This window comes from Mesorhizobium sp. M2E.F.Ca.ET.219.01.1.1 (assembly GCF_004016445.2).
Taxonomy (GTDB): Bacteria; Pseudomonadota; Alphaproteobacteria; order Rhizobiales; family Rhizobiaceae; genus Mesorhizobium.
In genome coordinates, this window is record NZ_SADT02000008.1 from 186,785 (window position 1) to 208,931 (window position 22,147).

Below are 22,147 nucleotides of genomic sequence, written 5' to 3' on the forward strand. Positions count from 1 at the left end.
GGCCGCTTCGCGGCACGGCTGACGCCGGAACGGATGGAGACTTCTCCCTGTGAGGAGAGGGACGGCGTTGACGTCTCGAAAGTGCTGCTGTTGGCGGACGGAAGTTGTTGCCGGTCAAGACAGCGCAACTCGATGGGAGTCTATACAGTGTTGTGTATCGGATCAGCGGTACGATCATTATGCTATATCGACTGGTTTGACAGAGGACGCTCTGCGCGCTAGATATAATATCCTGATCTTTGGCCTTTTTGATACGGATTATATATCATGGCCTACCAGAGCGAAAACCTGATCGCGCAAGCTCGCGAGGTCCGCGAGGCCTCCGGTGTTAGCCAGCGCGCGCTAAGCGAGCGGGCCGGGCTGACGCAGAGCCATATCTCGCAAATCGAGAGCGGCAAGATGGAGCCGGGACTGTCGAGCTTCATAGACCTGACACGGGCGCTCGATCTGGAGGTCATGCTCGTACCGAAGAAGCTCGTGCCGGCGGTACTCGGCCTGGTCAAGGCCCAGGCGACGCCTGACATGCATATCCATGCCGGTCAACCAAACGACAAGCGTTTTGCCCGTGCCGAGCGGCTGGTAAAGAAAATGAAGCGCCTTTACGGCAGCTCAGCCGACCTTGATCGGATCGAGGATACGCTTCGGTTTCTGCGGCGGGTGAATCTCGGCGATCAAGAAATGCAGTTCGTGCGCGAACTGATCGCCCGCCTCGAGCGCTATCAGGCGAGCGCGCAGGCAGCACCCATAGTGCGTGACATCGCGCAGAACCTGCAGCGCCTTCGCAACTCGATCGCCCATCCCGTTCCGTCGGAGCCGCGACCTGCCTATTCGCTGGACGATGGAGATGCGGATGCCTGACGTCTCGGTTCTCGACGTACGGCTCTACGACGAGCCTATTGGCACACTTACCCATCTGCAGGGCGATCGAACGATATTTGCTTTCAACGAAGATTACGTCGATAACCCCGATCGGCCGACCCTCAGCCTGTCGTTCAAGGACGACCTTGGCGGCCTCATCACCAGGATCCGCCCGACACAAAGGGTCGTGCCGCCATTCTTCTCCAACCTTTTGCCAGAGGGCGGCTTGCGTCGCTATCTCGCCGAGCGGGCCGGGGTAAATCAGCAGCGCGAATTCTTCCTGCTCTGGGTGCTGGGGCTCGACCTGCCCGGAGCACTCTCGATCCATCCTGGGGTAGGTGACGGCCTTCCTCCTGGTGATGACGAGGACCTTCCGAAGAACGCCAAACCCAATGCGCTGCGCTTCTCGCTCGCCGGCGTTCAGCTCAAGTTCTCCGCGTTTCAGAACGCAGGGAAGGGCGGCGGCCTGACCATTCCCGCCGAGGGCGTCGGCGGATCGTGGATTGTGAAGCTGCCGTCGCAGCAGTTCGCCGGCGTTCCGGAAAACGAGTTTTCGATGATGACGATCGCCGGGATGATCGGCATGGAGGTGCCCATCATCAACCTGGTCGATCTCGATGCAATCGCCGGTATCCCCGAAGGAGTGGGTGAATTGAAAGGCCAGGCGCTTGCTGTCAGCCGCTTCGACCGAGCCGGTGACGGTCCTGTCCACACCGAAGATTTCGCGCAGGTGTTCGGGGTCTTCCCGGACGACAAGTACAAGCGTGCAAGTTATGCCAACATCGCGCGCGTTATCGGCACCGAGGCGGGCGATGTCGGCGCGGCCGAGTTCATTCGCCGCCTCGTGTTCAGTGCGCTGATCGGCAATGGCGACATGCACCTCAAAAACTGGTCCCTGATCTATCCGGACCGGCGCTCGGCCGCGCTCTCGCCGGCCTACGATCTTGTGTCGACCATTCCCTATATGAAGGGCGAGGACACGGCTGCGCTTAATTACTCTCGGACGAAAAAGATGGCCAAGCTCGATACCGATGAGCTTCGGCATCTGGCGGCCAAGGCTCTTCTGCCGGAAAAGCTTGTCGTCGACACCGCTGCGGAAACCGTCCAACGATTTCGGCAAGTCTGGGAGGCTGAGAAAACGCATCTTCCTCTCGCCGCTACCGTCGTGAAGGCAATCGACGCGCACGCTCCGAGGGTGCCACTATTTATCGAACTCGCATGATCAGGACTCGGCTCGCCGTCGCCTTGAGAACATTCGATCTGGCCCATCCGATCGAGTCTCGGCGGGCTTTGGTATAGCCGCGGATGGCGCGGCCCTCAGGCCGCGCTCGCGATGCCGGTCGCAAAGCCGCGATAGGTGTGCAAGGGGCGGCCCAAAATAGTGGTCAGCCGTACAACGTCATCGGCCTCCGGGATCATACCATCGCTGACATAGCGCTCGGCCATCAGGCGCATCTCGTAGGCCGTCCATTTCGGCATGAAGCTCGCCATGTTCTGCTCGAACGCGCCGGGATCGTCGCCCCCATAGACCACCTGGCGACCCAGAAGGTCCGACCAGATCTTAGCCACCTCCGGGCCGGTCAGCGTGTCGGGTCCCACCACGTTGATGGTCTCGATCGGCAGCTTGCCGGGCGCGGAGTCGCGGCGGATCAGCTCGATCGCGGCCACTTCGGCGATGTCACGAGCGTCGACCATGGCTACGCCTTTGCTGCCAATCGGCATCGGATAGACGCCGTGCTCCATAATGACGTCCTTTACCATCGACTCGTTGTCGATGAAGTAGGTCGGACGCAAGATCGTGGCGCTGAAGTCCATCTGCACCAGCATGCGCTCGGCGCCGAACTTCACGGCGAAATGCGGAACGTTCACTGCCCGATCGGCTTCGAAAACCGAGAGATAGACGATACGGTCGACGCCCGCTTCGCGAGCAACGTTGAGCGTGATGATCGCCTGGGCGAATTCGTCACCCGTAACGGCATTGAGCAGGAAGAGCGTGGTCACGTCCTTGAAGGCGCTGCGCAGCGCATCGATGTCGAGGAGATCGCCCTTGGCGACGTCGACACCGGCCGGAAAGCTGGCTTTCGTGGGGTCGCGGGTGAGCACACGCACCGTCGCGCCGCGCTGAAGGAGTTGATCGACGACGTGGCGGCCGACGCGGCCGGTGGCACCTGTAACGAGGATGGTCATTGGGGTTCACTTTCTGTTTGAGTTAAAAGGCACGCTCAAAATGAGTGATCCACATTCATCCCGATAGATGGTATATTTGGACAGGTCGTCTCATTGGTGGAACAGAAAAGAACAAAATCGTGGATCTTCTCGCTCTTGCCGACTTCAACCTGGTGGCCCGCCACGGCGGGTTCGGAAAGGCCTCGCGTGCAGCCGGCCGGCCAAAAGCTACTCTTTCCAGACGCGTGGCCGATCTCGAGGCAAGTCTTGATCTGCGCCTGTTCGAACGTGGTTCGCGGACGCTCAAGCTCACGGAGGAGGGACGAGCCCTGTTTGAACGAACGGGCTTTCTGCTCACAGAACTGGATGAGACGGCGAAGGCGATCGCTTCGGGCGGCCATAGCCCGCGTGGCCGGCTACGCGTCAGCGCGCCACTGCTCTTTTCTCAGACCGCGGTCGGAAAGCTCGCGGCCGGCTTCGTCCTCAGATACCCGGAGGTTCGGTTGGAAATAACCACGGAAGACAGGGCCGTGGACATGATCGAAGAAGCCTACGACCTCGTCATCCGGGTCAACCCGGAGCCGGATGCCACCCTTGTTGGACGAGTGTTCCTGCGCGATCGGCTGGTGGCGGTGGCAAGTCCCCACCTGACGCCCCCGGCCTCTGGGCGCCCTGTTCCCGCGATCTGTCGAGGGTCGTTGAACGAGTCCGAAGCCTGGCAAGTCACGACCTCGTCCGGCAAGTCGACGATTAAGGCCAAGCCAGTGCTCAGCCTGGCGTCGTTCGTCATGGTCCGGGATGCGGTGCGCATGGGGCTCGGCGCCGCGCGCCTCCCGTTGTCGCTTGCCAGCGGCGATCTGGCTGCCGGCACGCTGGTGCATTGGGGTGATGTGTCAGGGCCCGAAACGGCGCTTTGGGCCCTCTATCCTTCGAGGCGTCTGCTCAGTCCCCGCGTGTCAGCGTTTCTCGACTACTTGAAGGAAGCCTTTCCGCAGGGGACGGCTGATGAATTGGCAGCCTATGTAGCGGGCTGAACATGCGGCCGCCCGTTCCCGCGAGCAAGGTGAGGTGGCGCCCGTCAACCGCAGCGAAATTCGAATGAGAACGTGAGTTTGATCGCCTTCTTGATGGAATGGTCGCGTTCAAGTGGCTTAAGCTGACAAACGGCTTGCAAAAGTGACCCCGGATTGGCGTTCAATTTTCCCCTTTGTAATGCACGGAAATGTCAACCAGCAGCCGATAACGCCGACTACCGGGGGCCGCATTTGGGCACCGTTCCGTGGGCATTCCAGCAGGTTGACTTACCTCGCTCTTCATAGTACCAAGAGAAACGACGTTTTGTGATACGAAACGCAGTGCGCCGACCGCACTCGCCAATGCGCGGAGACTTGGACGCATCAACGAAGGATCGCGGGCCAAGTGACCATAGTGCCCGACTGTACGCGGAAGCGCTGAGCAGAATGTACATTGACTACCAGCATTTGCTCTCAGCCAGCGCGCCGTCGCTTCGCTTTGGGCCGGCAACCGCTTCCTGCATTGACGGCCTCCTCGCGGAGGCAAAAGGCTGCGTGGTGGGTCGGCAGCGCGGTCGGCCTTTTGTCGACATCAATGTCGATGGCGCACCACATCGCGTCGAGTTCGATCGCGACGCGGATCTGGGGCTGCTCCTCGCCAGAATAAAGGCACGCGGAATCCCGCTGCATCGCGATCGCGAAGTTATCTCAGCGGTGCTCGGCATGGGCGCTGTCTTGATCCTGGCGATCGCGCTCGCCGTCTGGCTGAGACCCTGACTCTCGATAAACCCGCAGTCAGGAAGCGGCCGGTTGCATCCGCTTGCGCGCCTCGACGGCGCCGCGATCATAGCCGAGATTCCAGGAGATGCGCAGACTGGCCTTGAGCAGGGCCTCGATCTGCGCCTGATCCGGAATGGGCTTAATGTTCTGAACCGAGCCGACGATAGCAACCGTGCCCGCAACATCCCCCATGCGATCGAAGATCGGAGCCGCCACCGCATTGATGCCGAACGTCTCCTCGTTGGGCGCGGTGATGAACCCCTGCGCCCGCGCTTGCTCCAGCTCAGCTTCCAGTTTCGAGGCATCGACGATGGTGTGATCGGTCAGGCGGGTGAGGCCCTGGCGCAGCACATGTTGGAGCAGCGAACGATTGCTGAAGGCGAGCGCCACCTTGCCCTGAGCGGTGCCATGCAGGATCAACTCGCTGCCCTGCCTGACGCCGATCTCAAGGTTGGATTTGCCGAAGACAGTGCGCAGGACGACCAGCGACCGATTGCGTAATGCCGAGACGACGACCGTCTCGCCGATTTCGTCGCGCAACGCGGCGACCGCGTCTGACGAAGCGGTCAGCAATTCGATGCGGCCGGCGGCGACCTGGCCGATGAGGTAGGAACGGGTTCCAAGCTTGTAGCGGGCCGAAACCGCGTTCTGGTCTACGTAGCCACGCTCCACCAGCGTCTGCAGATGGCGAAAGACCGTCCCCTTGGTCGTGCCAAGCAGGGCTGCCAGCTCGCTCACCCCAACCTCGCCAGGCGCCGCGGCGACCGCCTCGAGCACGTCGAAGGCAAGCTGGACCGATTTCACGCCGCTGTCAGACCGTTCCGTGCCCATTTCTCTTTTCTTCTCTCCTCGCGTCCGTGCGCACCGGCCATGCCGCGTGAAGCACTTCCTCCGTGCTACCCCGACGTGTCCTCCAATACAAGATTCCCTCAGATCGCCACCGGACGACCGAAATCTATCTCCGCAGCGGTTAACTCGACGTCGCGATCGCAGCGAAGACGGACAATACCGAGCGCAGCACATGGCCCACCTCCGAGACGGTGTAGCCGCCTTCCTGCACGAGCACCGTCGGCAGCCGCAGCGCGGCCAGACGGCGAGCGACCTCGACGAACCCTTCCGAGGTGACGTTGAGCGAGCCCAGCAGGTCGCTCTCATGCGCGTCGAGCCCGAGCGAGACGACCAGGAAGCCCGGATCGAACCGCCTTATGCGCTCGATGGCGATGTCGAGCGCAGTCAGATAGGCCGCGTCGCCGGAGCCGACTTTGAGCGGCAGGTTCAGGTTGAAACCCTCGCCCCTGCCGGTCCCAACCTCGTCGGCATGGCCAACGAAGAAGGGATAGGTCATGTCGGGATCGCTGTGCAGCGACGCGAAGAAGACATCGTCGCGATCGTAGAAGATGTGCTGCGTGCCGTTGCCGTGGTGGACGTCGATGTCGATGACTGCAACGCGGGCGTGGCGTGTTCGCGCCACCGTGGCGGCGATAGCCGCGTTGTTCAGGAAACAGAAGCCCTGGCCCATATCGGCATGGGCGTGGTGACCGGACGGGCGGCAGAGCGCGTAAGCGACGGGCTCGCCCGCGAGCACCAGGCTCGCGGCATGGGCCGCGCTCGAGGCGGACCCGAGCGCTGCTCCCCAGGTCTGCGCCGTCAACGGCGAGACCATGTCGCCCAGGTAATATCCAGCCTGGCCGAGGTAGTGCAGGGGCCGGCGCACCGGAAAGTGCCGTGTCGGGTAGATATTGGGCATCAAGGACGTCAGGCCCGGCATCACGTCTGGCCAACGGCCGGGCGCTTCGGCGAGGAATTCCAGATAGCCGGGATCATGGACGCCTTTGAGGAGAGCGTCGGCGATGACCGGGGGTTCGATCAGATCGAGGTTCATCTCCCGAACGACCGCTATGAAGGCCTCCAAACGCTCCGGCGTGTCCTGGCTTTCGACGAGTTTGCCGCGGAAGAAGACCGGCGCGGATTTGTATCCGCGCTGCAGTGAAGAAACGACGGCGCGCATGAACTAGCTCTCCGGCAAAACTGGGGACCTTTAGGGGTGGTCAGTCGTTCTTCGGCACTGGCGCGTATTGAGGCCGCGCGGGCGTGAAAACGTCGATGTTGATGACCTCTTCGTCGCCGACGACGACGGCGTGGTGCATCACGTTCGGGGGAACGACGATCAGGCTGCCCGGACCCAGGCGCCGGACCTCGTCGCCGACATGGAAATCGACCGTTCCGGAGACGATATAGGCGATCTGCTCGTAGACATGCTTGTGCGGCCTCGGCTCGTGGTCAGGCTGAAGCCGGTGCATCGCAATGGTGGCGCTGTTGCCGGAGAAGGCCTTCTGGTCCACGCCGCTGCGTATCGTCTTCCATTCGATCGCGTTCCAATCGATGCCATGAATGGTCATGTCAGGATCCTCTTTGTTGTTGTCCGTCGATGGGAAGGGCCTGGGCCGCGGCCGCGATGGCGCGGCCGCCCGCCATCAGGATGCTCTGGTCGGAGCCACAAATGAACACGGACACGCCGTGATCGACCCAGCGGGCGATATGCGACGGATCGCCGACGAAAAGGCCGGCAGTCTTGCCAGCCTTGCGAGCGGCGGCAGAGACGCTAACGATCGCGGCGTCCAGCTCGATCGATCCGGGTTCAACCTGCATCGACAGGCTAAGGTCGACCGGGCCGACGAAAAGCACGTCGATCTCGGGCACCGCCGCGATGTCATCGAGATGCTCGAGGGCCTCACGATCCTCGATCTGGGCCATGATGATAGATCGCCGGTCGGCGTCGGTGCGATAGCCGGGACCGGCGGTGCCATAGTCGCCACCTCTGACCGAGGGTGAGAAGCCGCGTTTGCCGCGATCGTATTTGACCGCGTCGGCAATGTCCTCGGCATCTTGCGACCCGCACACATGCGGCACCACGATGCCGGCGCAGCCGATGTCGAGAACGCTGCCGATCCCCTCCGGCCGCCTGGAAGGCACTCTTACCAGCACCGGCATTTGCGCGGCTTTCGCGGCCAGCGCGATCAGGTCCAGCGTCCCGATCCCCAGGGGGGCATGCTCCTGGTCGGCGACGACGAAGGCCAATCCCGCGAGCCCGAGAATCTCGACCTGGCGCGGATCCGGCGTTTTCAAGAATGTTCCTGCCAGCACTTCGCCAGCTAGAAGGCGCTGACGCAGTCCGCTCATGCGTCGAGGCCGACGAACCGGGCCGCGTTGTCGGCCGTCATCTTGCGCACCTCGGCCTCGGTGTAGCCGAGCTTGAGCAGCAGCGCCACGACCTGGCGCATGCCCTCGACCGGGGTCGGGTTGTTGTTCTGGCCGAGATCGGACCCGAAGAAGGTGTTGTCCACGCCGGCGGCGGCGATCACCTGCTTCAGATGATCCTCGTCGAACATATAGAAGGTCGACGGGACGAACATGCAGATTGAGTGCTCGATCATCACACCCATCGCCACGAGGGCGCTGACCTGGTCCATAGATGCGCCGTTCACATAGGTCGGGTGGTTCAGAAAAAGGCGCTTGACGCCGCGCTTCCTCGCCTCCTCGTAGAAGGGAAAGGCCTCGTCGATATGATGATGGCCGGCCGATACGCAGGCGTCCGCTTCTGCGATGAGGTCGAGAATGGCCTTGACCTCGTCCAGCACGACGCCTTGCCCGTCGACAAGTCGCAGGCCTTCGGCCTCGACGGTCTTCTTGGTGTTCTCCGGGAACTTGCCCTTCAGTTCCTTGGCCGTCTTGATGATATGGTTCTCGGCGTGCGCCGTCGGCATCCAGACGATGCGCGCGCCCTGCTTCAACGCATAGTCGACCGCCGACGGGTTGAAACCGCCCAGCGGGTGGTTGAGGACGATGGCGCTCAGCACCTTGGTGTTCTTGCCCATATTGTTGTTGAGCAATGTCGCGACCGGCATGGTCGGATAGTAGTGATCCTTGAGCAGGATCGCGCGCATGCCGGCTTCGTCGGCGGCACGCAGCGCCTCGATGTGGTCGATCTTGCGCGGGTGCAGCGAGGGACCGGAATGGATGTGAAGGTCCACGGCACCCTTGATGAGCGTGTCGATCCGCGTCTGGTCAATCTCTGCGGTCATGTCATGGCTCCTGTGTCATTCGCTCGCGAGCGGAGCGGGTATATAATCGCGCCAGCGCTCGTCGAGTTCTGGCATGTCGGCAAAGCGCTTGCGGGCGTCGGCGGCACGGCCGACAAGGTCGCGGGCCGATTGCGATTTTGCGTTGCAATAGGCGCCGAGATCGGCGATGGCCCGGGACAGCACGCCCCAGCCGCGCAGCATCACTTCCGAGGCCATGCCCACCGCCGAGGCGCCGGCAAGCATCATGCGCGCCACGTCGCGGCCATTGGTGGCGCCATTGATGCCGATCAGGTCGCGTCCGGCGCCGAGCACGGCGCGCGAGTTGGCAAGCCAATGGCAGGTGAGGGGCAGATTCCAGGAGCCGCCGATGCCGCCGCTGGTAGAGAGGACGGGAGCCTGGGTCTCGAGGTCGGGCAGCATGCCAAGCGCGCGCCCCGCCATGATCACGCTTTCGGCCCCGTTCGCGAAGGCGGCGGCGGCGAGGTCCGGCACGCGTTCGCTCTGACCGGTGATCTTGATCCAGACCGGAATGCCCAGAGTATCGGTCATCATGCGGGTCAGCGCTCCCACTGGCTCCGGCGAAAGCACGGTGGAGACCGCGCCTTTCGCGGCCTCGCTCGCGTAGGGCGTTCCGATGTTGAACTCGAGCACGCGCAGCCCCGCGGCTTCGATGCGGCGAGCCATGTCGAGCGCCGGCTCCTCCGCGGCGAGTATAATCGAAGGCACGAACAGGCAGTCGTGCTCGCGGGCGAAGATGTCCATGGCCACGGCCTGTACGAGCCAGGCGTCGAAGCCCATCGGCGGCAGTCCCGAGCGCGACAGAATAGTCGTGCCCGCCGGCGCCGCGAGCCCCCAGGGCACCTCTGTCCAATCCGGGCCGAGGGCAACGTATTCGGCGCGCCGCAACTGCGACTTCGCCACCTGCGATTCGTTGATCGACTTGCCGACCACCGCGCCTGCTCCGGCCAGGATCGCGGAGCGGATTCCCGCCGCATCGATAAGGTGCTCGCCCGGCGCCGCGATGACCGGGTTTTTCAGCGTGGTCCTGCCGACCTGAACGCGAAGGTCCGCCACCGTGTCACCTCGTCCGGCAAGATGCGGGGGCGCGGCGCTGGCTACGCCTGTCGGCCGGTCCGTCCGTCATCACGCCAGCTCCGGTTCGGCAATTCGGGTCAGCGTCGTTTCCAGCGCGTCCAACACCTGCGCAAGTTCGTCCTCGCTGACGACAAGTGGTGGGGCGACGACGAGCGTGTCGCCCAGCGCGCGCAGCAGGATTCCCTGAGCCTGGAGATCGGCGGCAATCCTGGCGCCAAGCCGGCCGGGTTTCTCGAATGGCGTTTTGGTCGTCTTGTCGGCGACGAACTCCAGCGCGCCCATCAGCCCGACGCCTCGAACATCACCGACCAGCGGATGGTCGGCGAAGCGACGCAAGCCGTCCTGCAACTGCCCCTGGCGAGCGCGGACCAGGCCGACAATGTCGATCTCGTCATAGATGGCCAGCGTCTCCAGCGCGACCGCCGCGCCGACCGGATGACCGCCATAGGTGTAGCCGTGGCCGAAACCGCCGAACTCGGCGGTGCGGTCGGCCAGCACCTGATAGATCCGGTCGCTGAGCATCAGAGCGGAGATCGGGAAATAGGAGGCCGACAGGCCCTTGGCGCAGGTGAGCATGTCGGGCTTCATGCCGACGGTCTGGGACCCCCAGTAGTTGCCGGTGCGGCCGAAGCCGCAGATCACTTCGTCGGCGACCAGCAGGATGTCATGCTTCGCCAGAACCGGCTGGAGGAGCTCGAAATAACCCACCGGCGGCGCGACGACGCCGCCGGTGCCCATGACCGGTTCGGCGAAGAAAGCCGCGATCGTGTCGGCGCCCTCGCGTTCGATCGTCGCTTCGATCTCGGCCACGAGGCGGGCCGCGAAATCCCGCTCGCTTTCTCCAGCGAGGCCACCGCGCCAGTGGTGCGGCCGCGAAACATGGATGAAGGTGTCGATCGGCAGGCCGAAACCGCGGTGCATGTTGGGCAGGCCGGTCAGGCTGGCCGAGGCGATCGTGCTGCCGTGATAGCTGCCCTGCCGTGACAGGATCTTGCGGCGCCGTTCGTTGCCCTTGGCCGCATGGTAATACCAGGAGAGCTTGATCGCCGTATCGACGGCCTCCGAGCCCGATGTCTGGAAGATCACCTTTGACATCGGGGAGGGCGCCTTCTCGATCAGGCGGCTGGCCAGTTCAATGACCGGCGGCGTCGAGCGATGCGCGAAGGTCTGCTGGTAGGGCATGGTCAGGAGCTGCCGATGCGCCGCATCTGCGAGCCGCCGGTTCGAGAAACCGAGGGATGCGCACCATAGTCCCGAGACACCCTCGATATACCAGCGGCCATCGGTGTCCTGGACCCGGACGCCATCGCCCTGTTGAATGATCAGCGGCCCGAATTCCTCGTGCCGCCGGAAGTTCGTCTGCGGATGCAGGTGGGTGGCAATGTCACGATCGCGGAGCAGGTTTGTCATTGTCTTCCGTTCTGTATCATAAAACGATGTTACATAATACGAAACGACATGCCGCTGCAACCGTTTCCAGATCTCCGCCGGCCGATGCGCGGCCTGCGCGCGCTTCAAGCATTCAACTGGCTGACGAATTTCGGCGTGAGATAAGCCTGGATGCCTTCCGATCCCCCCTCGCTGCCATGGCCGGACTCCTTGATGCCGCCGAACGGAGTCTCCGGTGCTGCGAGCCCGAAATGATTGATCGAGACCATTCCGGCCTCGATGCCGCGCATCAGCCGGTCGGTGCGATCTACTCGCCGTGAGAAGGCGAATGCGGCAAGGCCGAAGGGCAGGCGGTTGGACTCCGCAATCGCATCGTCGACCTCGGAGAAGCGGTTGACGATCGCGATGGGACCGAACGGCTCGTCGTTCATGATCCGTGCCGAAAGCGGGACATTGGTCAGCACGGTAGGCTCGAAGAAGAAGCCCTCATTGCCGATGCGCTTGCCGCCGAAGCGGAGTTCGCCACCCGCCTCGACCGCATCGCGCACGAAGCCGGCCATCGCGTCGAGCCGGCGTGCGTGGGCGAGCGGCCCCAACTGGGTTCCTTCAGCCGCTCCGTCGCCGACGTTCAGCTTGTTGGCGCCGGCGACGAAGGACTCGACAAACGCATCGAAAACGCCGTCCTGCACCAGGAAGCGGGTGGGTGCTGCGCAGACCTGTCCGGCGTTGCGGAACTTGAGCGCGACCCCGATTGCGCTGACGGCGGTCGGATCGGCGTCATCGCAGACGATGAAAGGGGCATGGCCGCCCAACTCCATGGTCGTGCGCTTGAGATGGCGCGCCGACAGTTCGCCAAGGTGGCGGCCGACCGGCACCGAGCCGGTGAAGGAAACCTTGCGGATCACGCTCGACGCGATCAGATGCTGCGATATCTCGGCGGGAACGCCGAACACGAGGTTGAGCGCACCGGCTGGCACGCCGGCCTCCTCGAAACACTTCACCAACTCTATGATGCAACTCGGCGTCTCTTCGGGCGCCTTCGCGATGATGGAGCAGCCCGCCGCCAGGGCGCCCGCGATCTTGCGCACGATCTGCCCGATGGGAAAGTTCCACGGCGAGAAGGCCGCCACCGGTCCGACAGGCTCCGGCAGCACCATCTGTAACGTGCTCGGCGCGCGCGCCGGGATTACGCGGCCATAAGCGCGGCGTCCTTCTTCGGCATACCAGTCGATGTGATCACCGGCGCCACGCGCCTCCATCAGCGCTTCCGACAACGGTTTGCCCTGCTCACGCGTGATGGCATGGGCGATGGCATCGGCGCGCTCCCGGGTCAGGTTCGCGGCCAGGCGCAGGATGTTGGCGCGCTCATACGCCGAAACGCGGCTCCAACTGCGAAAGCCCTGCTCGGCCGCAGCCAGCGCCGCGTCGAGATCCGCCGTCTCGGCAAAGGCGATCTCGCCGATCGTCTCGCCCGTGGCCGGGTTGAGGACACGCCCCCGGCGAGTGCCGGAGCCTGCGGACCATTTTCCGTTGATGAAGAGATTTGCCGACATGCGATCCGTTCCGTTCGAGGTGACGTCTCCCGTGCACACCCAAATGCCGCCGCATAGGCGGCCGGATACCTCGCCGGTTCCTTTCGGGTGTGCAGGAATAGCGGCGCATGGGGCCGCCAATGACCGGGTGGAACACTAGCCGCGATCAGGCGCTTCGTCAATCCTTTTGGTTCGCGATACAAAACATCGTTTTGTAATAAGAAATAGAATTCAGCCGGTGCCGTTTTGCTATCCCGCCGACTTCTTCGCCGGCACGCGCCCATTGCGGGGCTCGAAAGGAAGGTGGCCGACATAGCCGAGATTCCACGAAACCCTTTGCGCCGCGCGCAGCACCGCCTCGATCTGCTCGGGCGCCGGCTGGCGGCCAATGTTCTGGATCGACCCAACGATTGCGATCGAGCCCGCGGTCTTGCCGGAGCCGTCCATGACCGGCGCGGCAAGCGCGCTGATGCCGAGCAGCATTTCTTCCGCCGCGGTGGCATAACCTTGCGCACGCACCGCTTCCAACTGCCGCTCGAGCACGTCGATGTCCGTCACGGTGTGAGGCGTCAGCCCCGTAAGGCCCCTGCGCCGCAATTGCTTTATGAGCCCCTGGGTATCGAATGCGAGAACGGCCTTGCCCTGCGCGGTCGCATGCGGTTCGAGCACACTGCCCACCCTGACCCCGATCTCAAGCGGCGACTTTCCGATCAACGTGTTCATGACGATGTTGCCGCGGTTGCTGAGGCTGGAAACGACCACCGTCTCGCCGGTTTCGTCACGAAGCGAGCGCATCGCATCCTGCGAGCCGGCAATGATGTCCACGCGTTCGGCCGCCGCGCGGCCAATCAGGTAGGCCCGCGCTCCGACCCGGTAGCGTTGGGTCGAGGCGTTCTGGATGAGATAGCCCCGATCCACCAGCGTCTGCAGATGACGAAATACCGTCCCCTTCGTTGTCTGCAACTTGTTGGCAAGTTCGCTGACGCCGATCTCGCCGGGTTCGAAAGCGACCGCTTCAAGCACTTCGAATGCCAGATGGACAGATTTCACGCCAAGCCTCTGATCGTCCGACTGGGTCACGGTCTGCCTCCCACTTCAGGGCGCCGCTCAGACTGGGGTTCGGCTGTTGACCCGGTGTTCTTTTGTATCATAATTCGGAACATAGTTTTCTTAGACGGAACAAATTGAGGTGGGAGAGCTGCGGAAGACCGAGCCGGGTTCATGATATCGATCGTCTTATTATGAGGTACGCTGTTTCTCTTGACAATACGATATTGACGATCGTAGATAGGCTCAAACTGGACTGAAACGACCCGTCAGGGAGATTTTTGCCTTGATCCCAATGCTTCGCCATGAGCAGAGCGGGTTGCTCTCCAAAGGTGCCGGCAAATTTGCCGCCAACCGAGCGGGAGTACGTGACTTCGAAAACGGAGGCGTAAGAGTGGTACATGCCCGCGGCGGTGCCGTTCCGCAGAATAAATTCGTCGAATTCGCGGGCGTCCAGAAGAGCTACGGCAGTGTCAATGTCGTGCGCGACCTCAACCTCGGAATCGAGCGCGGCGAGTTCATCACCCTGCTTGGGCCGTCGGGTTCTGGCAAGACCACATGCCTGATGATGCTCGCCGGTTTCGAGAACCTGTCGGCCGGCGATATCCTGCTCGACGGCGTCTCGATCGGTTCGATGCCGCCGCAAAAGCGCAACATCGGCATGGTTTTCCAGAGCTATGCGCTGTTCCCTCACATGACGATCGCGGAGAACATCGCATTCCCGCTTCAGGCTCGCCGCATCGGCAAGTCCGATACGGCCGAGCGGGTGGCCAAGGCGCTGGCGATGATACGCCTGGACGGCCTTGGCGGGCGCCTGCCGGGGCAGCTTTCGGGCGGCCAGCAGCAGCGGGTGGCCCTTGCCCGTGCGCTGGTGTTCGAGCCCTCGCTGGTGCTGATGGACGAGCCGCTCGGCGCGCTCGACAAGCAGCTTCGCGAGGAGATGCAGTACGAAATCATGCACATCCAGCAGCGCCTCGGCGTCACCGTGGTCTATGTGACCCACGACCAGACCGAAGCGCTGACCATGTCCAGCCGCGTAGCGGTTTTCAATCGCGGCAAGATCGAGCAGTTGGGACCGCCGAAGCAGATCTACGAGGAGCCGGTCAACAGTTTCGTCGCCCGCTTCATCGGCGAGAACAACAGGCTGAACGGCACCGTGCGGACCATCGACGGGGACGATTGTACGATCGACGTCGGCGGCGACCAGAGCATTCGCGCCGCCGCAATAAACGTCTCGGCGGCGGGGGAACGGACCACGCTGTCCATCAGGCCCGAGCGCGTCGTTATCGGCGCCGCCGCCGCGAATGCGCAGAACTGCTTCGAGGCAACCATCGACGAGGTCGTCTTCCACGGCGACCATCTGCGCATGTCGGCGACGCTGTGCGGACAGCCCGGCTTCATCGTCAAGATCCCAAACAGCGCCGGCGTCGGCATGGGTTCGCCAGGCGATCGCATCAGGATCGGCTGGGCGGCACGCGACTGCCGCGCCCTCGATCATGGCTGACGGCAGGGTCGGCCTGACATCAATCTCAAACGAAAACGAAAAGGGGAGCAGGAAATGAAGAAATCAAGTCTGGCGGGCGGACTGCTGGCCGCCTTGATCCTGGGCGGCGGCATAGGCCACGCCTTCGCCGAGGACGTCACCGTCGCCACGTGGGGCGGCACTTATACCGAGAAGCAGCGCAAGTCGATCTTCGACCCGTATACGGCCAAATCGGGCAGCGCTGTGCTCGATGCCGTCTACACTGGCGGGCTTGGCCAGATCCAGGCGATGATCGAGTCCGGCAACACCACCTGGGACGTCATCCAGATGGGGGCACCTGAGATGTTAAACGCCTGCGCCCAAGGCCTTATCGAGGAGCTCGACACCAGCAAGCTCTCCTCGGCTGCCGACTTCAAGGATCCCGGCATCACCAAATGCGGCATCGGCGCCATCGGGTGGGGCATGGTCATCGCCTACAACACCAAGGCCACCGGCGACCAGCCCAAGAGCTGGAGCGATTTCTGGGACCTGAAGAAATATCCGGGCAAGCGCGCCATGAAGCGCGAGCCCCAGAACAATCTCGAGGGAGCTTTGCTCGCCGACGGGGTCGCCCCCGCCGACGTCTACAAGGTCCTGTCGACACCGGAAGGCGTCGATCGCGCTTTCAAGAAGCTGGATGAGATCAAGGCCGACATCCAGTGGTGGGAGGCCGGCGCGCAGCCGCCCGAATGGCTCGCCAATGGCAGCGTGGCCATGTCGACGACCTTCGTCGGCCGCATTCTGGAAGCGCAGGCAGAAGGTGCCGCCATCAAGTTCGGCTGGCCGGGCTCCCTCTACAATGTCGACTACTGGGCCATCGTCAGCGGCACCAAGAAGAAGGATGCCGCCTATGCCTTCCTGAGCTATGCGACCTCGCCTGAGGCGCAGGCGGAGTTTTCCAAGATCCAGCCGGTAGCGCCGGTCAATCTCAAGGCGTCGGCGCTGCTGCCAGCAGAGCGGATCGCGATCATGCCGGTGGGCGACAATCTCAAGGAAGCGGTTCCGACCGACAGCAATTTCTGGAACGACAATCTGGAAGCTTTGACCGAAAGGTTCAACGCCTGGGCCTCGAAATGAAGAAGGCCGTTCCCGGCGCGGTTCGCCAAGCCGGGGACGCCGGCCGTCTGCAGCGATAGTCGAGTGAGCAAAAACCAAGCATGGCAAGCATATCGATTCCCGTGGAGCAAAGTGGTTGGGCAGGCCTGATGAAGGTCTGTCGGCCGCTGATGCGCCACGGGCTCCTGTTGCCCTGCCTGCTGTTCATGGCCTTCATCTTCGTCTGGCCGATCCTTTCGCTGCTGGCCAAGGGCGTCTACAGCCCGGAAGTACGCGATACCTTGCCGCAGACTGCCGCGGCGGTGCTTGCATGGGATGGCGCCGGCGATCCGCCGGACGCGGTCTACGCCGCGCTGGTGGCGGATCTGCGCGTCGCCGATCGCCGCGTCGTCGCCAATGCCGGCCGCCGCCTCAACTACGAAATCCCGAGCTATCGCAGCCTGCTCATCAAGACGGCGTCCGCCCTGCAGAACAGCTCGACCGAGCCGCCGCGCCAGCAACTGACGACGATCGACGCCAAATGGCAGGACAGGACCTTCTGGACGGCGATGAGGCGGGCTGCCCCGGCCGTCACGCCTTACTATATCCTCAAGGCCCTGGACCTTGAGCAGAAGGATGGTGGCGGCATCGGCAAGGTCAAGCCGGAGGAAGCCACCTTCGTCGACGTGCTGGGTCGCTCGCTTTCGATATCGGCTGTAGTGACGGGCATCTGCCTCGTGCTTGCCTTCCCGGTCGCCTTCAGGATTTCAGCCGCTTCGCCTCGCTGGCGCGGCCTGCTGCTGCTTCTGGTGCTGCTGCCCTTCTGGACCTCACTGCTGGTGCGCACCAGCGCCTGGGTGGTGCTCCTGCAGGACAATGGGATAGTCAATTCGCTGCTGTTGTGGAGCGGCATCGTCGACCAGCCGGTCCACCTGATCTTCAACCGCATCGGTGTCTACATCGCCTTCGTCCATGTCATGCTGCCGTTCATGATCCTGCCGATCTACAGCGTCATGGTCGGCATCTCGAAGGACTATACGCGTGCCGCCTATAGCCTCGGCGCCAGCGGGCCGCGCACTTTCTACAAGGTGTATCTGCCGCTGGTTTGGCCCGGCCTATGGTCCGGCTGCCTGCTCACCTACGTCATCGTCGTCGGCTACTACATCACCCCGCTGCTCGTCGGCGGCAGCCAGGACCAGATGCTCAGCTACTTCATCGCGTTCTACACGAAGCAGACGGTGAACTGGGGCCTGGCCTCCGCGCTGGCGATCCTCCTGACGACCTGCGTGCTGGTGCTGGTAGGCCTCTACGGCCTGCTCGGCCGCAAATCCCAAATCGTGGTGAAGGCCTGAGCGCGATGCCCGCTTCCTCAACGCACAAGCCGAGACCCGATATTTGGCGCATGCTGGCAAGCGTGGTGACCGTGCTGGTCTTCCTGTTCCTGCTGGTGCCGATCGCGGCCGTGCTGCCGCTTTCCTTCAGTTCAGGCTCGTTCCTCTCGTATCCAATGCCCGGACTGTCGCTGCGCTGGTATGAGGAACTTTTGACCAACTACAAATGGCTGCTCGCGCTGAAGAACAGCGCGGTCGTTGGCGTCGGTGCAGCGGCGCTGTCCACCGTGCTCGGCCTGTCCGCGGCTATCGCCATGAACGGGCTTGGTCCGCGAGCCCGTAGCATCGTCAACGGCTTCCTGATCGCGCCGCTGGTCATGCCGGTCATCATCATGGCTGTCGGCCTGTATCTATTCCTCTCCGATCTCGGCCTCGCCGGGACGATTGTCGGCATGATCCTGGCTCACACCGTGATCGGAACGCCCTATGTGGTGATCTCCGCCACCGCGGCGCTTCAGAATTTCGACATGCAGTTGATCCGGGCTGCCAAGAGCCTGGGCGCGTCGCCGTGGATGGCGTATCGGCGCGTGATGCTGCCGGCAATTCGCCCGGCGATAGTCGCGGGATCGCTTTTCGCCTTCGTCGCCTCGTTCGACGAGGTCGTGATCGTGCTCTTCCTCGCCGGTCCTGGTCAGGTGACGCTACCGGTGCGCCTATTCGAGGGTATCCGCGACGAGCTTACGCCCGTGGTCATCGCCGCCGCCGTGGTGATGATCTCGATCTCGATCGGCCTGATGGCGATCATCGAGATCCTGCGTCGCAAGTCGGTTGCCCGGCGCGGTATGGAACAAGGATGAAATCCGCTGAGGGCGAGCCTCCTGCTGCCTTGCGGTCAATCTTACTATTCGAAGAAATCAAGCTAAATAGGCATGTCAGCTGTACAGAGCTAAGCGACAAACTATCACGACGAATGCTGTAAAAATGGGTGGCGCATTTCTTGCAAATTCGCGCCACCAACCGGACCGTCTGTTCCGGCCCAATCCAGACACGGCAGACTGCCGGCTGGATATCCCTTTGCTCATGCTCTGTGGTTCGAAAGTCGCATAAAAGGCATTGTCGAATTCTCGCCTTACGTCGTCTAACCAGGCGCCTCAATTCAATCCGATCATGAAGCGCCTCAACAGCGGTCTGGGCCAATCCAAAGTTCGACCGACTGGAATGACGACTTCCACCGCCCTGCAACCCCATCTCTGAAGCGTTGCCAACCCAAATTGGTCGGCGTTCATCGGCCCCCATTGCGCGCGCTCATTTTGTCGCTATGATAAAAAGCGCCATCGATGGAATTGATATGAAAAAAAACTTCACAACCGACATTGCGACCACCAAGGATGTCGCCGACGTAGCCAGTCTGCTGAGTTGGGCCTTCGGTTTCAGCAAGGCGCGGTCGCACGAATACATCGCCAATATCGGGATCGAGACGCTGCGGCTCATGCGCGGCGAGGGCGGCCGTCCGGTCGTGTGCGCGGGTCTGCTTCAGACGGCGCATATCTTCCACGGCAAGGCCGTGCAGGCGGCAAACATCGTGCATGTGGCGATCGCGCCGGAGCGGCGCGGCCAGGGCGTTGCCGTGCCTTTTGTCGATGCTCTCTGCGATGAGGCGAGGAGCAAGGGCGCCGCGATAGCCACGCTGTTTGCCTCGACGCGGCCGGTCTACCGCAAGGCCGGTTTCGAGCTTGCCGGGCACGAGATCGTCTATGAGGCGGCAACAGCGGCACTGCCTTCGTCGAGCCGGCTCGCCTTCGATCGCGTCGAGCTCGACGATCCGCGCATGGCCCGCGCCTATGACGCCAAGACGCGTGGCGAATCGGGCTTGCTCGCACGCGCCGCCGCCCACTGGAACGAGTTGCGGCGCGCTCCGACCGATGCTCTCGCAGCCTATCTTGCGGAAGGCGAGGTCGCCTATCTGATACTCGACATGGGCGACAAAACCTGCCTGGTGGTACGGGACTGGTTTGCCGCGTCGCCCGAGGCGGCGCAAGGCTTGCTTTCCTTTCTTGCCCGCTTTCGCTCGGTCTATCCTGCGGTGCGCTGGCATGGCGCCCCGCAGGACGATCTGGTGGCGGCGATGCCGGACAAGGGCTGGCGGCTTGCGCGCCAGGAGGAATGGCTGTTGCGAGTGCTCCATCCAGCGACGGCGCTGCGCCAGCGCGGCTACCATGTCGACCAGGCAAAACTCGCGCTGCGCATCGGCGATGCAGCGCTCGAAATCGAAATTCGCCAAGGCGCCGCCGAGGTGCGCGAGGCGGGTAATGCGTCCGGTCCGGCCGTGCGTGTGGACGCGCCGGCCTTCGTCCAGCTTTTCACGGGCTTTCGCAGCGCCTCGAAACTGGCGCAGTATGGCCTCGTTGCCGGCGACTCGGCTGACATACGCCGCTGTGACCAGCTGTTCGCCGGACCGCCGCCCTGGGTGGCGGAGCATTTTTGAGCACGGTTTGGACAGGATCCATACTCTTACCGGAAATCATCTGAGGGGTCTTGCATGACACACGCGCTGATAGCCTCCCTGAGAGCAGCGGCGGGCGATATGACGCCGGCGCTGGCGCGCGTCGCCGAGACGGTGCTGGCGCAGCCCGACGCCACATTGCGCCAGAGCATCACCGAGCTTGCCGAGACATCCGGATCGTCCGAAGCGAGCGTCATGCGCTTCTGCCGCGACCAGGGCTTTTCCGGTTTTCAGGACTTCAAGCTGGCGCTGGCGAAGGAACTCGCGACCGACGAGCGGGCGAGGGACAACGGCCTGCCTTCCGACGACATCCAGCGGCTGGTGGAGACCGCAATCACCTCGCTGCGAGAAACCGAGCAGCTCATCGTCCGGGAAGATATCGCCACCGCCTCGCGCAAGCTGCTGGGCGCGACAACGGTCGAGTGTTTCGGCATCGCCGCCTCCGCCGTCACGGCGCAGTATCTCGCCTACAAGATGACCCGCATCGGCAAATTCAGCCGCGCGCTCGGCGATGCGCATCTGGCCGTGATGGCGGCGGGAACCGCGCAGCCGGGAACGGTGCAGGTGGTGATTTCGAGTTCCGGCTCGACGATTGATGCCGTGCGCGTGGCAGAGCTTGCGCGCGCCAAGGGCGCCTTTGTGATCGGTATCTCGAACCGCTCGAAGAGCCCACTGATCGCCGTCTGCGACCTAGCTTTGATCGCATCCTGGCCGGAGACGCCGCTCACGGGCGGCGCCTTCCCCTCGAAGATCAGCCAGTTGCTCATCGTCGATGCGCTGGTGGCCGAGATGACCAGACAGGATCCGAAGCGGCTGGTCGAGCTCAGCCGCACGGCGGAGGTCGTGAGTGACCGCAGCTTCTGATTTGCCTGTGCTCGCCATCGATATTGGCGGCACCAAGATCGCGACAGCCGAAGTGAGTGGCCGCAGGATCGCAAACCGCCGCCAGGCGCCGACGCCACGCACCGGCAAAGGCGACGATCTGATCGCGGCCATTGCCGAGCTTGCGCCGAAAAGTGGTTTTGGCGCGGTCGCCGTCGCTACCACCGGCATCGTGCGCGACGGCGCGCTGACGGCGCTGAACCCCGAAACCCTGCCGATCGAGGACGGCTATCCGATTGCCTCGGCGATCGGAGAGGCCTTCGGGATGCCGCCTCTGGTCGTCAACGACGCACAGGCCGCCGCCTGGGCGGAATTTAGGCTCGGTGCCGGCCAGGGTTTTCGAAACTTCGCCTTCTTCACCGTCTCGACCGGCATCGGCTCCGGGCTGGTGATAGACTGCCGGCTGGAAAGCGGCGCGACCGGGCTTGCCGGCCATGTCGGGCACACGCGCTCCGAGCCGGGCGGCATCTTGTGCGGCTGCGGCCGGCGCGGCTGCCTGGAGACGGTCGCCTCTGGCACTGCTCTGGCGCGGTTGGGCAGTGAGCGCCTCGGCCGGAAAGTTGCGGCACCGGAGCTGTTCGCGGCGGCGGAACAAGGCGACCGCGTTGCCGGGGAAATCATCGCCGGCGCGGTCGTCGCGCTGGTTGACGCTTTTGCCGACTTGGCGGCTTCGGTCGATGTCGACTGCTTCGCCGTCGGCGGCGGCGTCGGCCTCGCCAACGGCTTCATCGAGGCGCTGCAGACGCGCTCGCTCGACCTGCCGCGCGTCTACCGGCGTCCCATTGTCGCCGCGCGTGCGGGCGCCGATGCAGGCCTGCTTGGCGCGGCGATGCTGGCGCGTTCGAAAAGCTATGACGGAAATTTTCATCGAACATAACTTATTGACAAAAACTTTTATCTGCGCTTGGTTAG

At 63.2% G+C, this 22,147-nt stretch carries 21 protein-coding genes; 11 read left to right on the forward strand and 10 right to left on the reverse strand.

Annotated features, from left to right (window positions below):
- The first annotated feature begins 267 nt into the window (after window positions 1-267).
- Both EN862_RS31930 and EN862_RS31935 read left to right on the forward strand, forming a co-directional pair.
- Entirely contained in the window at window positions 268-858 is a 591-nt protein-coding gene (locus tag EN862_RS31930; RefSeq protein WP_127868255.1) for a helix-turn-helix transcriptional regulator, read from the forward strand.
- Window positions 851-2,080, forward strand: a complete 1,230-nt coding sequence (locus EN862_RS31935; protein WP_127868256.1) for a HipA domain-containing protein — start codon at window positions 851-853, stop codon at window positions 2,078-2,080. The genes EN862_RS31930 and EN862_RS31935 overlap by 8 nt, the downstream gene beginning before the upstream one ends.
- Before the next feature lie 95 nt (window positions 2,081-2,175).
- Here the strand turns inward: EN862_RS31935 and EN862_RS31940 are convergent, their stop codons facing one another.
- Window positions 2,176-3,045, reverse strand: a complete 870-nt coding sequence (locus EN862_RS31940; RefSeq protein ID WP_127868257.1) for an NmrA/HSCARG family protein — start codon at window positions 3,043-3,045, stop codon at window positions 2,176-2,178.
- 119 nt (window positions 3,046-3,164) lie between these two features.
- Between EN862_RS31940 and EN862_RS31945 the strand changes: the two genes are divergently transcribed.
- Both EN862_RS31945 and EN862_RS31950 read left to right on the forward strand, forming a co-directional pair.
- Complete coding sequence (locus EN862_RS31945) at window positions 3,165-4,058, forward strand: LysR family transcriptional regulator (protein ID WP_127879668.1); 894 nt, start codon at window positions 3,165-3,167, stop codon at window positions 4,056-4,058.
- A gap of 354 nt (window positions 4,059-4,412) precedes the next feature.
- On the forward strand, window positions 4,413-4,814 hold the full coding sequence (locus EN862_RS31950) for a hypothetical protein (RefSeq protein WP_127864674.1): 402 nt from the start codon (window positions 4,413-4,415) through the stop codon (window positions 4,812-4,814).
- An 18-nt stretch (window positions 4,815-4,832) separates the two neighbouring features.
- Here EN862_RS31950 and EN862_RS31955 read toward each other — a convergent pair whose 3' ends face one another.
- From EN862_RS31955 to EN862_RS31995, 9 genes are all read right to left on the reverse strand, one after another.
- The gene (locus EN862_RS31955) at window positions 4,833-5,648 is read right to left on the reverse strand and encodes an IclR family transcriptional regulator (RefSeq protein ID WP_127864675.1); all 816 of its coding nucleotides are present in this window, start codon (window positions 5,646-5,648) and stop codon (window positions 4,833-4,835) included.
- Window positions 5,649-5,787: 139 nt separating this feature from the next.
- Complete coding sequence (locus tag EN862_RS31960) at window positions 5,788-6,825, reverse strand: histone deacetylase family protein (protein ID WP_127864676.1); 1,038 nt, start codon at window positions 6,823-6,825, stop codon at window positions 5,788-5,790.
- A gap of 40 nt (window positions 6,826-6,865) precedes the next feature.
- Window positions 6,866-7,216, reverse strand: a complete 351-nt coding sequence (locus EN862_RS31965; RefSeq protein ID WP_127864677.1) for a cupin domain-containing protein — start codon at window positions 7,214-7,216, stop codon at window positions 6,866-6,868.
- A 1-nt stretch (window position 7,217) separates the two neighbouring features.
- Entirely contained in the window at window positions 7,218-7,997 is a 780-nt protein-coding gene (locus EN862_RS31970; RefSeq protein WP_127864678.1) for an aldolase/citrate lyase family protein, read from the reverse strand.
- Window positions 7,994-8,899, reverse strand: coding sequence for a DUF6282 family protein (locus EN862_RS31975; protein WP_127864679.1), 906 nt, complete (start codon window positions 8,897-8,899; stop codon window positions 7,994-7,996). The genes EN862_RS31970 and EN862_RS31975 overlap by 4 nt, the downstream gene beginning before the upstream one ends.
- Before the next feature lie 15 nt (window positions 8,900-8,914).
- Window positions 8,915-9,973 carry a dihydroorotate dehydrogenase gene (locus EN862_RS31980; protein ID WP_127864680.1) on the reverse strand — a complete coding sequence of 353 codons (1,059 nt, stop codon included), beginning with the start codon at window positions 9,971-9,973 and terminating at the stop codon, window positions 8,915-8,917.
- Window positions 9,974-10,042: 69 nt separating this feature from the next.
- Window positions 10,043-11,404, reverse strand: a complete 1,362-nt coding sequence (locus EN862_RS31985; RefSeq protein ID WP_127864681.1) for an aminotransferase — start codon at window positions 11,402-11,404, stop codon at window positions 10,043-10,045.
- A gap of 104 nt (window positions 11,405-11,508) precedes the next feature.
- Window positions 11,509-12,936 (reverse strand): NAD-dependent succinate-semialdehyde dehydrogenase, encoded by a 1,428-nt coding sequence (locus EN862_RS31990; RefSeq protein WP_127864682.1) that lies wholly within the window; start codon window positions 12,934-12,936, stop codon window positions 11,509-11,511.
- A gap of 228 nt (window positions 12,937-13,164) precedes the next feature.
- Entirely contained in the window at window positions 13,165-13,995 is an 831-nt protein-coding gene (locus EN862_RS31995; RefSeq protein ID WP_127864683.1) for an IclR family transcriptional regulator, read from the reverse strand.
- Window positions 13,996-14,356: 361 nt separating this feature from the next.
- Here EN862_RS31995 and EN862_RS32000 point away from each other — a divergent pair, with 361 nt between their 5' ends.
- The 7 genes from EN862_RS32000 to EN862_RS32030 all read left to right on the forward strand — a co-directional run bounded on the left by EN862_RS32000 (window position 14,357) and on the right by EN862_RS32030 (window position 22,112).
- A complete protein-coding gene (locus EN862_RS32000; RefSeq protein WP_245519773.1) occupies window positions 14,357-15,466 on the forward strand; it encodes an ABC transporter ATP-binding protein in 1,110 nt (369 codons plus the stop codon).
- 54 nt (window positions 15,467-15,520) lie between these two features.
- Window positions 15,521-16,561 carry an ABC transporter substrate-binding protein gene (locus EN862_RS32005; protein ID WP_127864684.1) on the forward strand — a complete coding sequence of 347 codons (1,041 nt, stop codon included), beginning with the start codon at window positions 15,521-15,523 and terminating at the stop codon, window positions 16,559-16,561.
- Window positions 16,562-16,689: 128 nt separating this feature from the next.
- Window positions 16,690-17,871, forward strand: a complete 1,182-nt coding sequence (locus EN862_RS32010; protein ID WP_193771616.1) for an ABC transporter permease — start codon at window positions 16,690-16,692, stop codon at window positions 17,869-17,871.
- 50 nt (window positions 17,872-17,921) lie between these two features.
- On the forward strand, window positions 17,922-18,707 hold the full coding sequence (locus tag EN862_RS32015) for an ABC transporter permease (protein WP_245519774.1): 786 nt from the start codon (window positions 17,922-17,924) through the stop codon (window positions 18,705-18,707).
- A gap of 491 nt (window positions 18,708-19,198) precedes the next feature.
- Window positions 19,199-20,335 (forward strand): GNAT family N-acetyltransferase, encoded by a 1,137-nt coding sequence (locus EN862_RS32020; protein WP_127864687.1) that lies wholly within the window; start codon window positions 19,199-19,201, stop codon window positions 20,333-20,335.
- Between the two features lie 54 nt (window positions 20,336-20,389).
- Window positions 20,390-21,217, forward strand: coding sequence for a MurR/RpiR family transcriptional regulator (locus EN862_RS32025; protein ID WP_127864688.1), 828 nt, complete (start codon window positions 20,390-20,392; stop codon window positions 21,215-21,217).
- Window positions 21,201-22,112: an N-acetylmannosamine kinase gene (locus EN862_RS32030; protein WP_127864689.1), complete on the forward strand. Its 912-nt coding sequence runs from the start codon at window positions 21,201-21,203 to the stop codon at window positions 22,110-22,112. Before EN862_RS32025 ends, EN862_RS32030 begins: the two co-directional genes overlap by 17 nt.
- The last annotated feature ends 35 nt before the right edge of the window (window positions 22,113-22,147 follow it).

What these genes read in the sequence shown, in the direction of transcription:
- EN862_RS32020 (WP_127864687.1), top strand. Translation starts at nt 19,199, where the DNA reads ATGAAAAAAAACTTCACAACCGACATTGCGACCACCAAGGATGTCGCC.
- EN862_RS31990 (WP_127864682.1), bottom strand. Translation starts at nt 12,936, where the DNA reads ATGTCGGCAAATCTCTTCATCAACGGAAAATGGTCCGCAGGCTCCGGC.
- EN862_RS32010 (WP_193771616.1), top strand. Translation starts at nt 16,690, where the DNA reads ATGAAGGTCTGTCGGCCGCTGATGCGCCACGGGCTCCTGTTGCCCTGC.
- EN862_RS32025 (WP_127864688.1), top strand. Translation starts at nt 20,390, where the DNA reads ATGACACACGCGCTGATAGCCTCCCTGAGAGCAGCGGCGGGCGATATG.
- EN862_RS31965 (WP_127864677.1), bottom strand. Translation starts at nt 7,216, where the DNA reads ATGACCATTCATGGCATCGATTGGAACGCGATCGAATGGAAGACGATA.
- EN862_RS31985 (WP_127864681.1), bottom strand. Translation starts at nt 11,404, where the DNA reads ATGACAAACCTGCTCCGCGATCGTGACATTGCCACCCACCTGCATCCG.
- EN862_RS31955 (WP_127864675.1), bottom strand. Translation starts at nt 5,648, where the DNA reads ATGGGCACGGAACGGTCTGACAGCGGCGTGAAATCGGTCCAGCTTGCC.
- EN862_RS32005 (WP_127864684.1), top strand. Translation starts at nt 15,521, where the DNA reads ATGAAGAAATCAAGTCTGGCGGGCGGACTGCTGGCCGCCTTGATCCTG.
- EN862_RS32015 (WP_245519774.1), top strand. Translation starts at nt 17,922, where the DNA reads ATGCTGGCAAGCGTGGTGACCGTGCTGGTCTTCCTGTTCCTGCTGGTG.
- EN862_RS31975 (WP_127864679.1), bottom strand. Translation starts at nt 8,899, where the DNA reads ATGACCGCAGAGATTGACCAGACGCGGATCGACACGCTCATCAAGGGT.
- EN862_RS31940 (WP_127868257.1), bottom strand. Translation starts at nt 3,045, where the DNA reads ATGACCATCCTCGTTACAGGTGCCACCGGCCGCGTCGGCCGCCACGTC.
- EN862_RS31970 (WP_127864678.1), bottom strand. Translation starts at nt 7,997, where the DNA reads ATGAGCGGACTGCGTCAGCGCCTTCTAGCTGGCGAAGTGCTGGCAGGA.
- EN862_RS31960 (WP_127864676.1), bottom strand. Translation starts at nt 6,825, where the DNA reads ATGCGCGCCGTCGTTTCTTCACTGCAGCGCGGATACAAATCCGCGCCG.
- EN862_RS31930 (WP_127868255.1), top strand. Translation starts at nt 268, where the DNA reads ATGGCCTACCAGAGCGAAAACCTGATCGCGCAAGCTCGCGAGGTCCGC.
- EN862_RS31935 (WP_127868256.1), top strand. Translation starts at nt 851, where the DNA reads ATGCCTGACGTCTCGGTTCTCGACGTACGGCTCTACGACGAGCCTATT.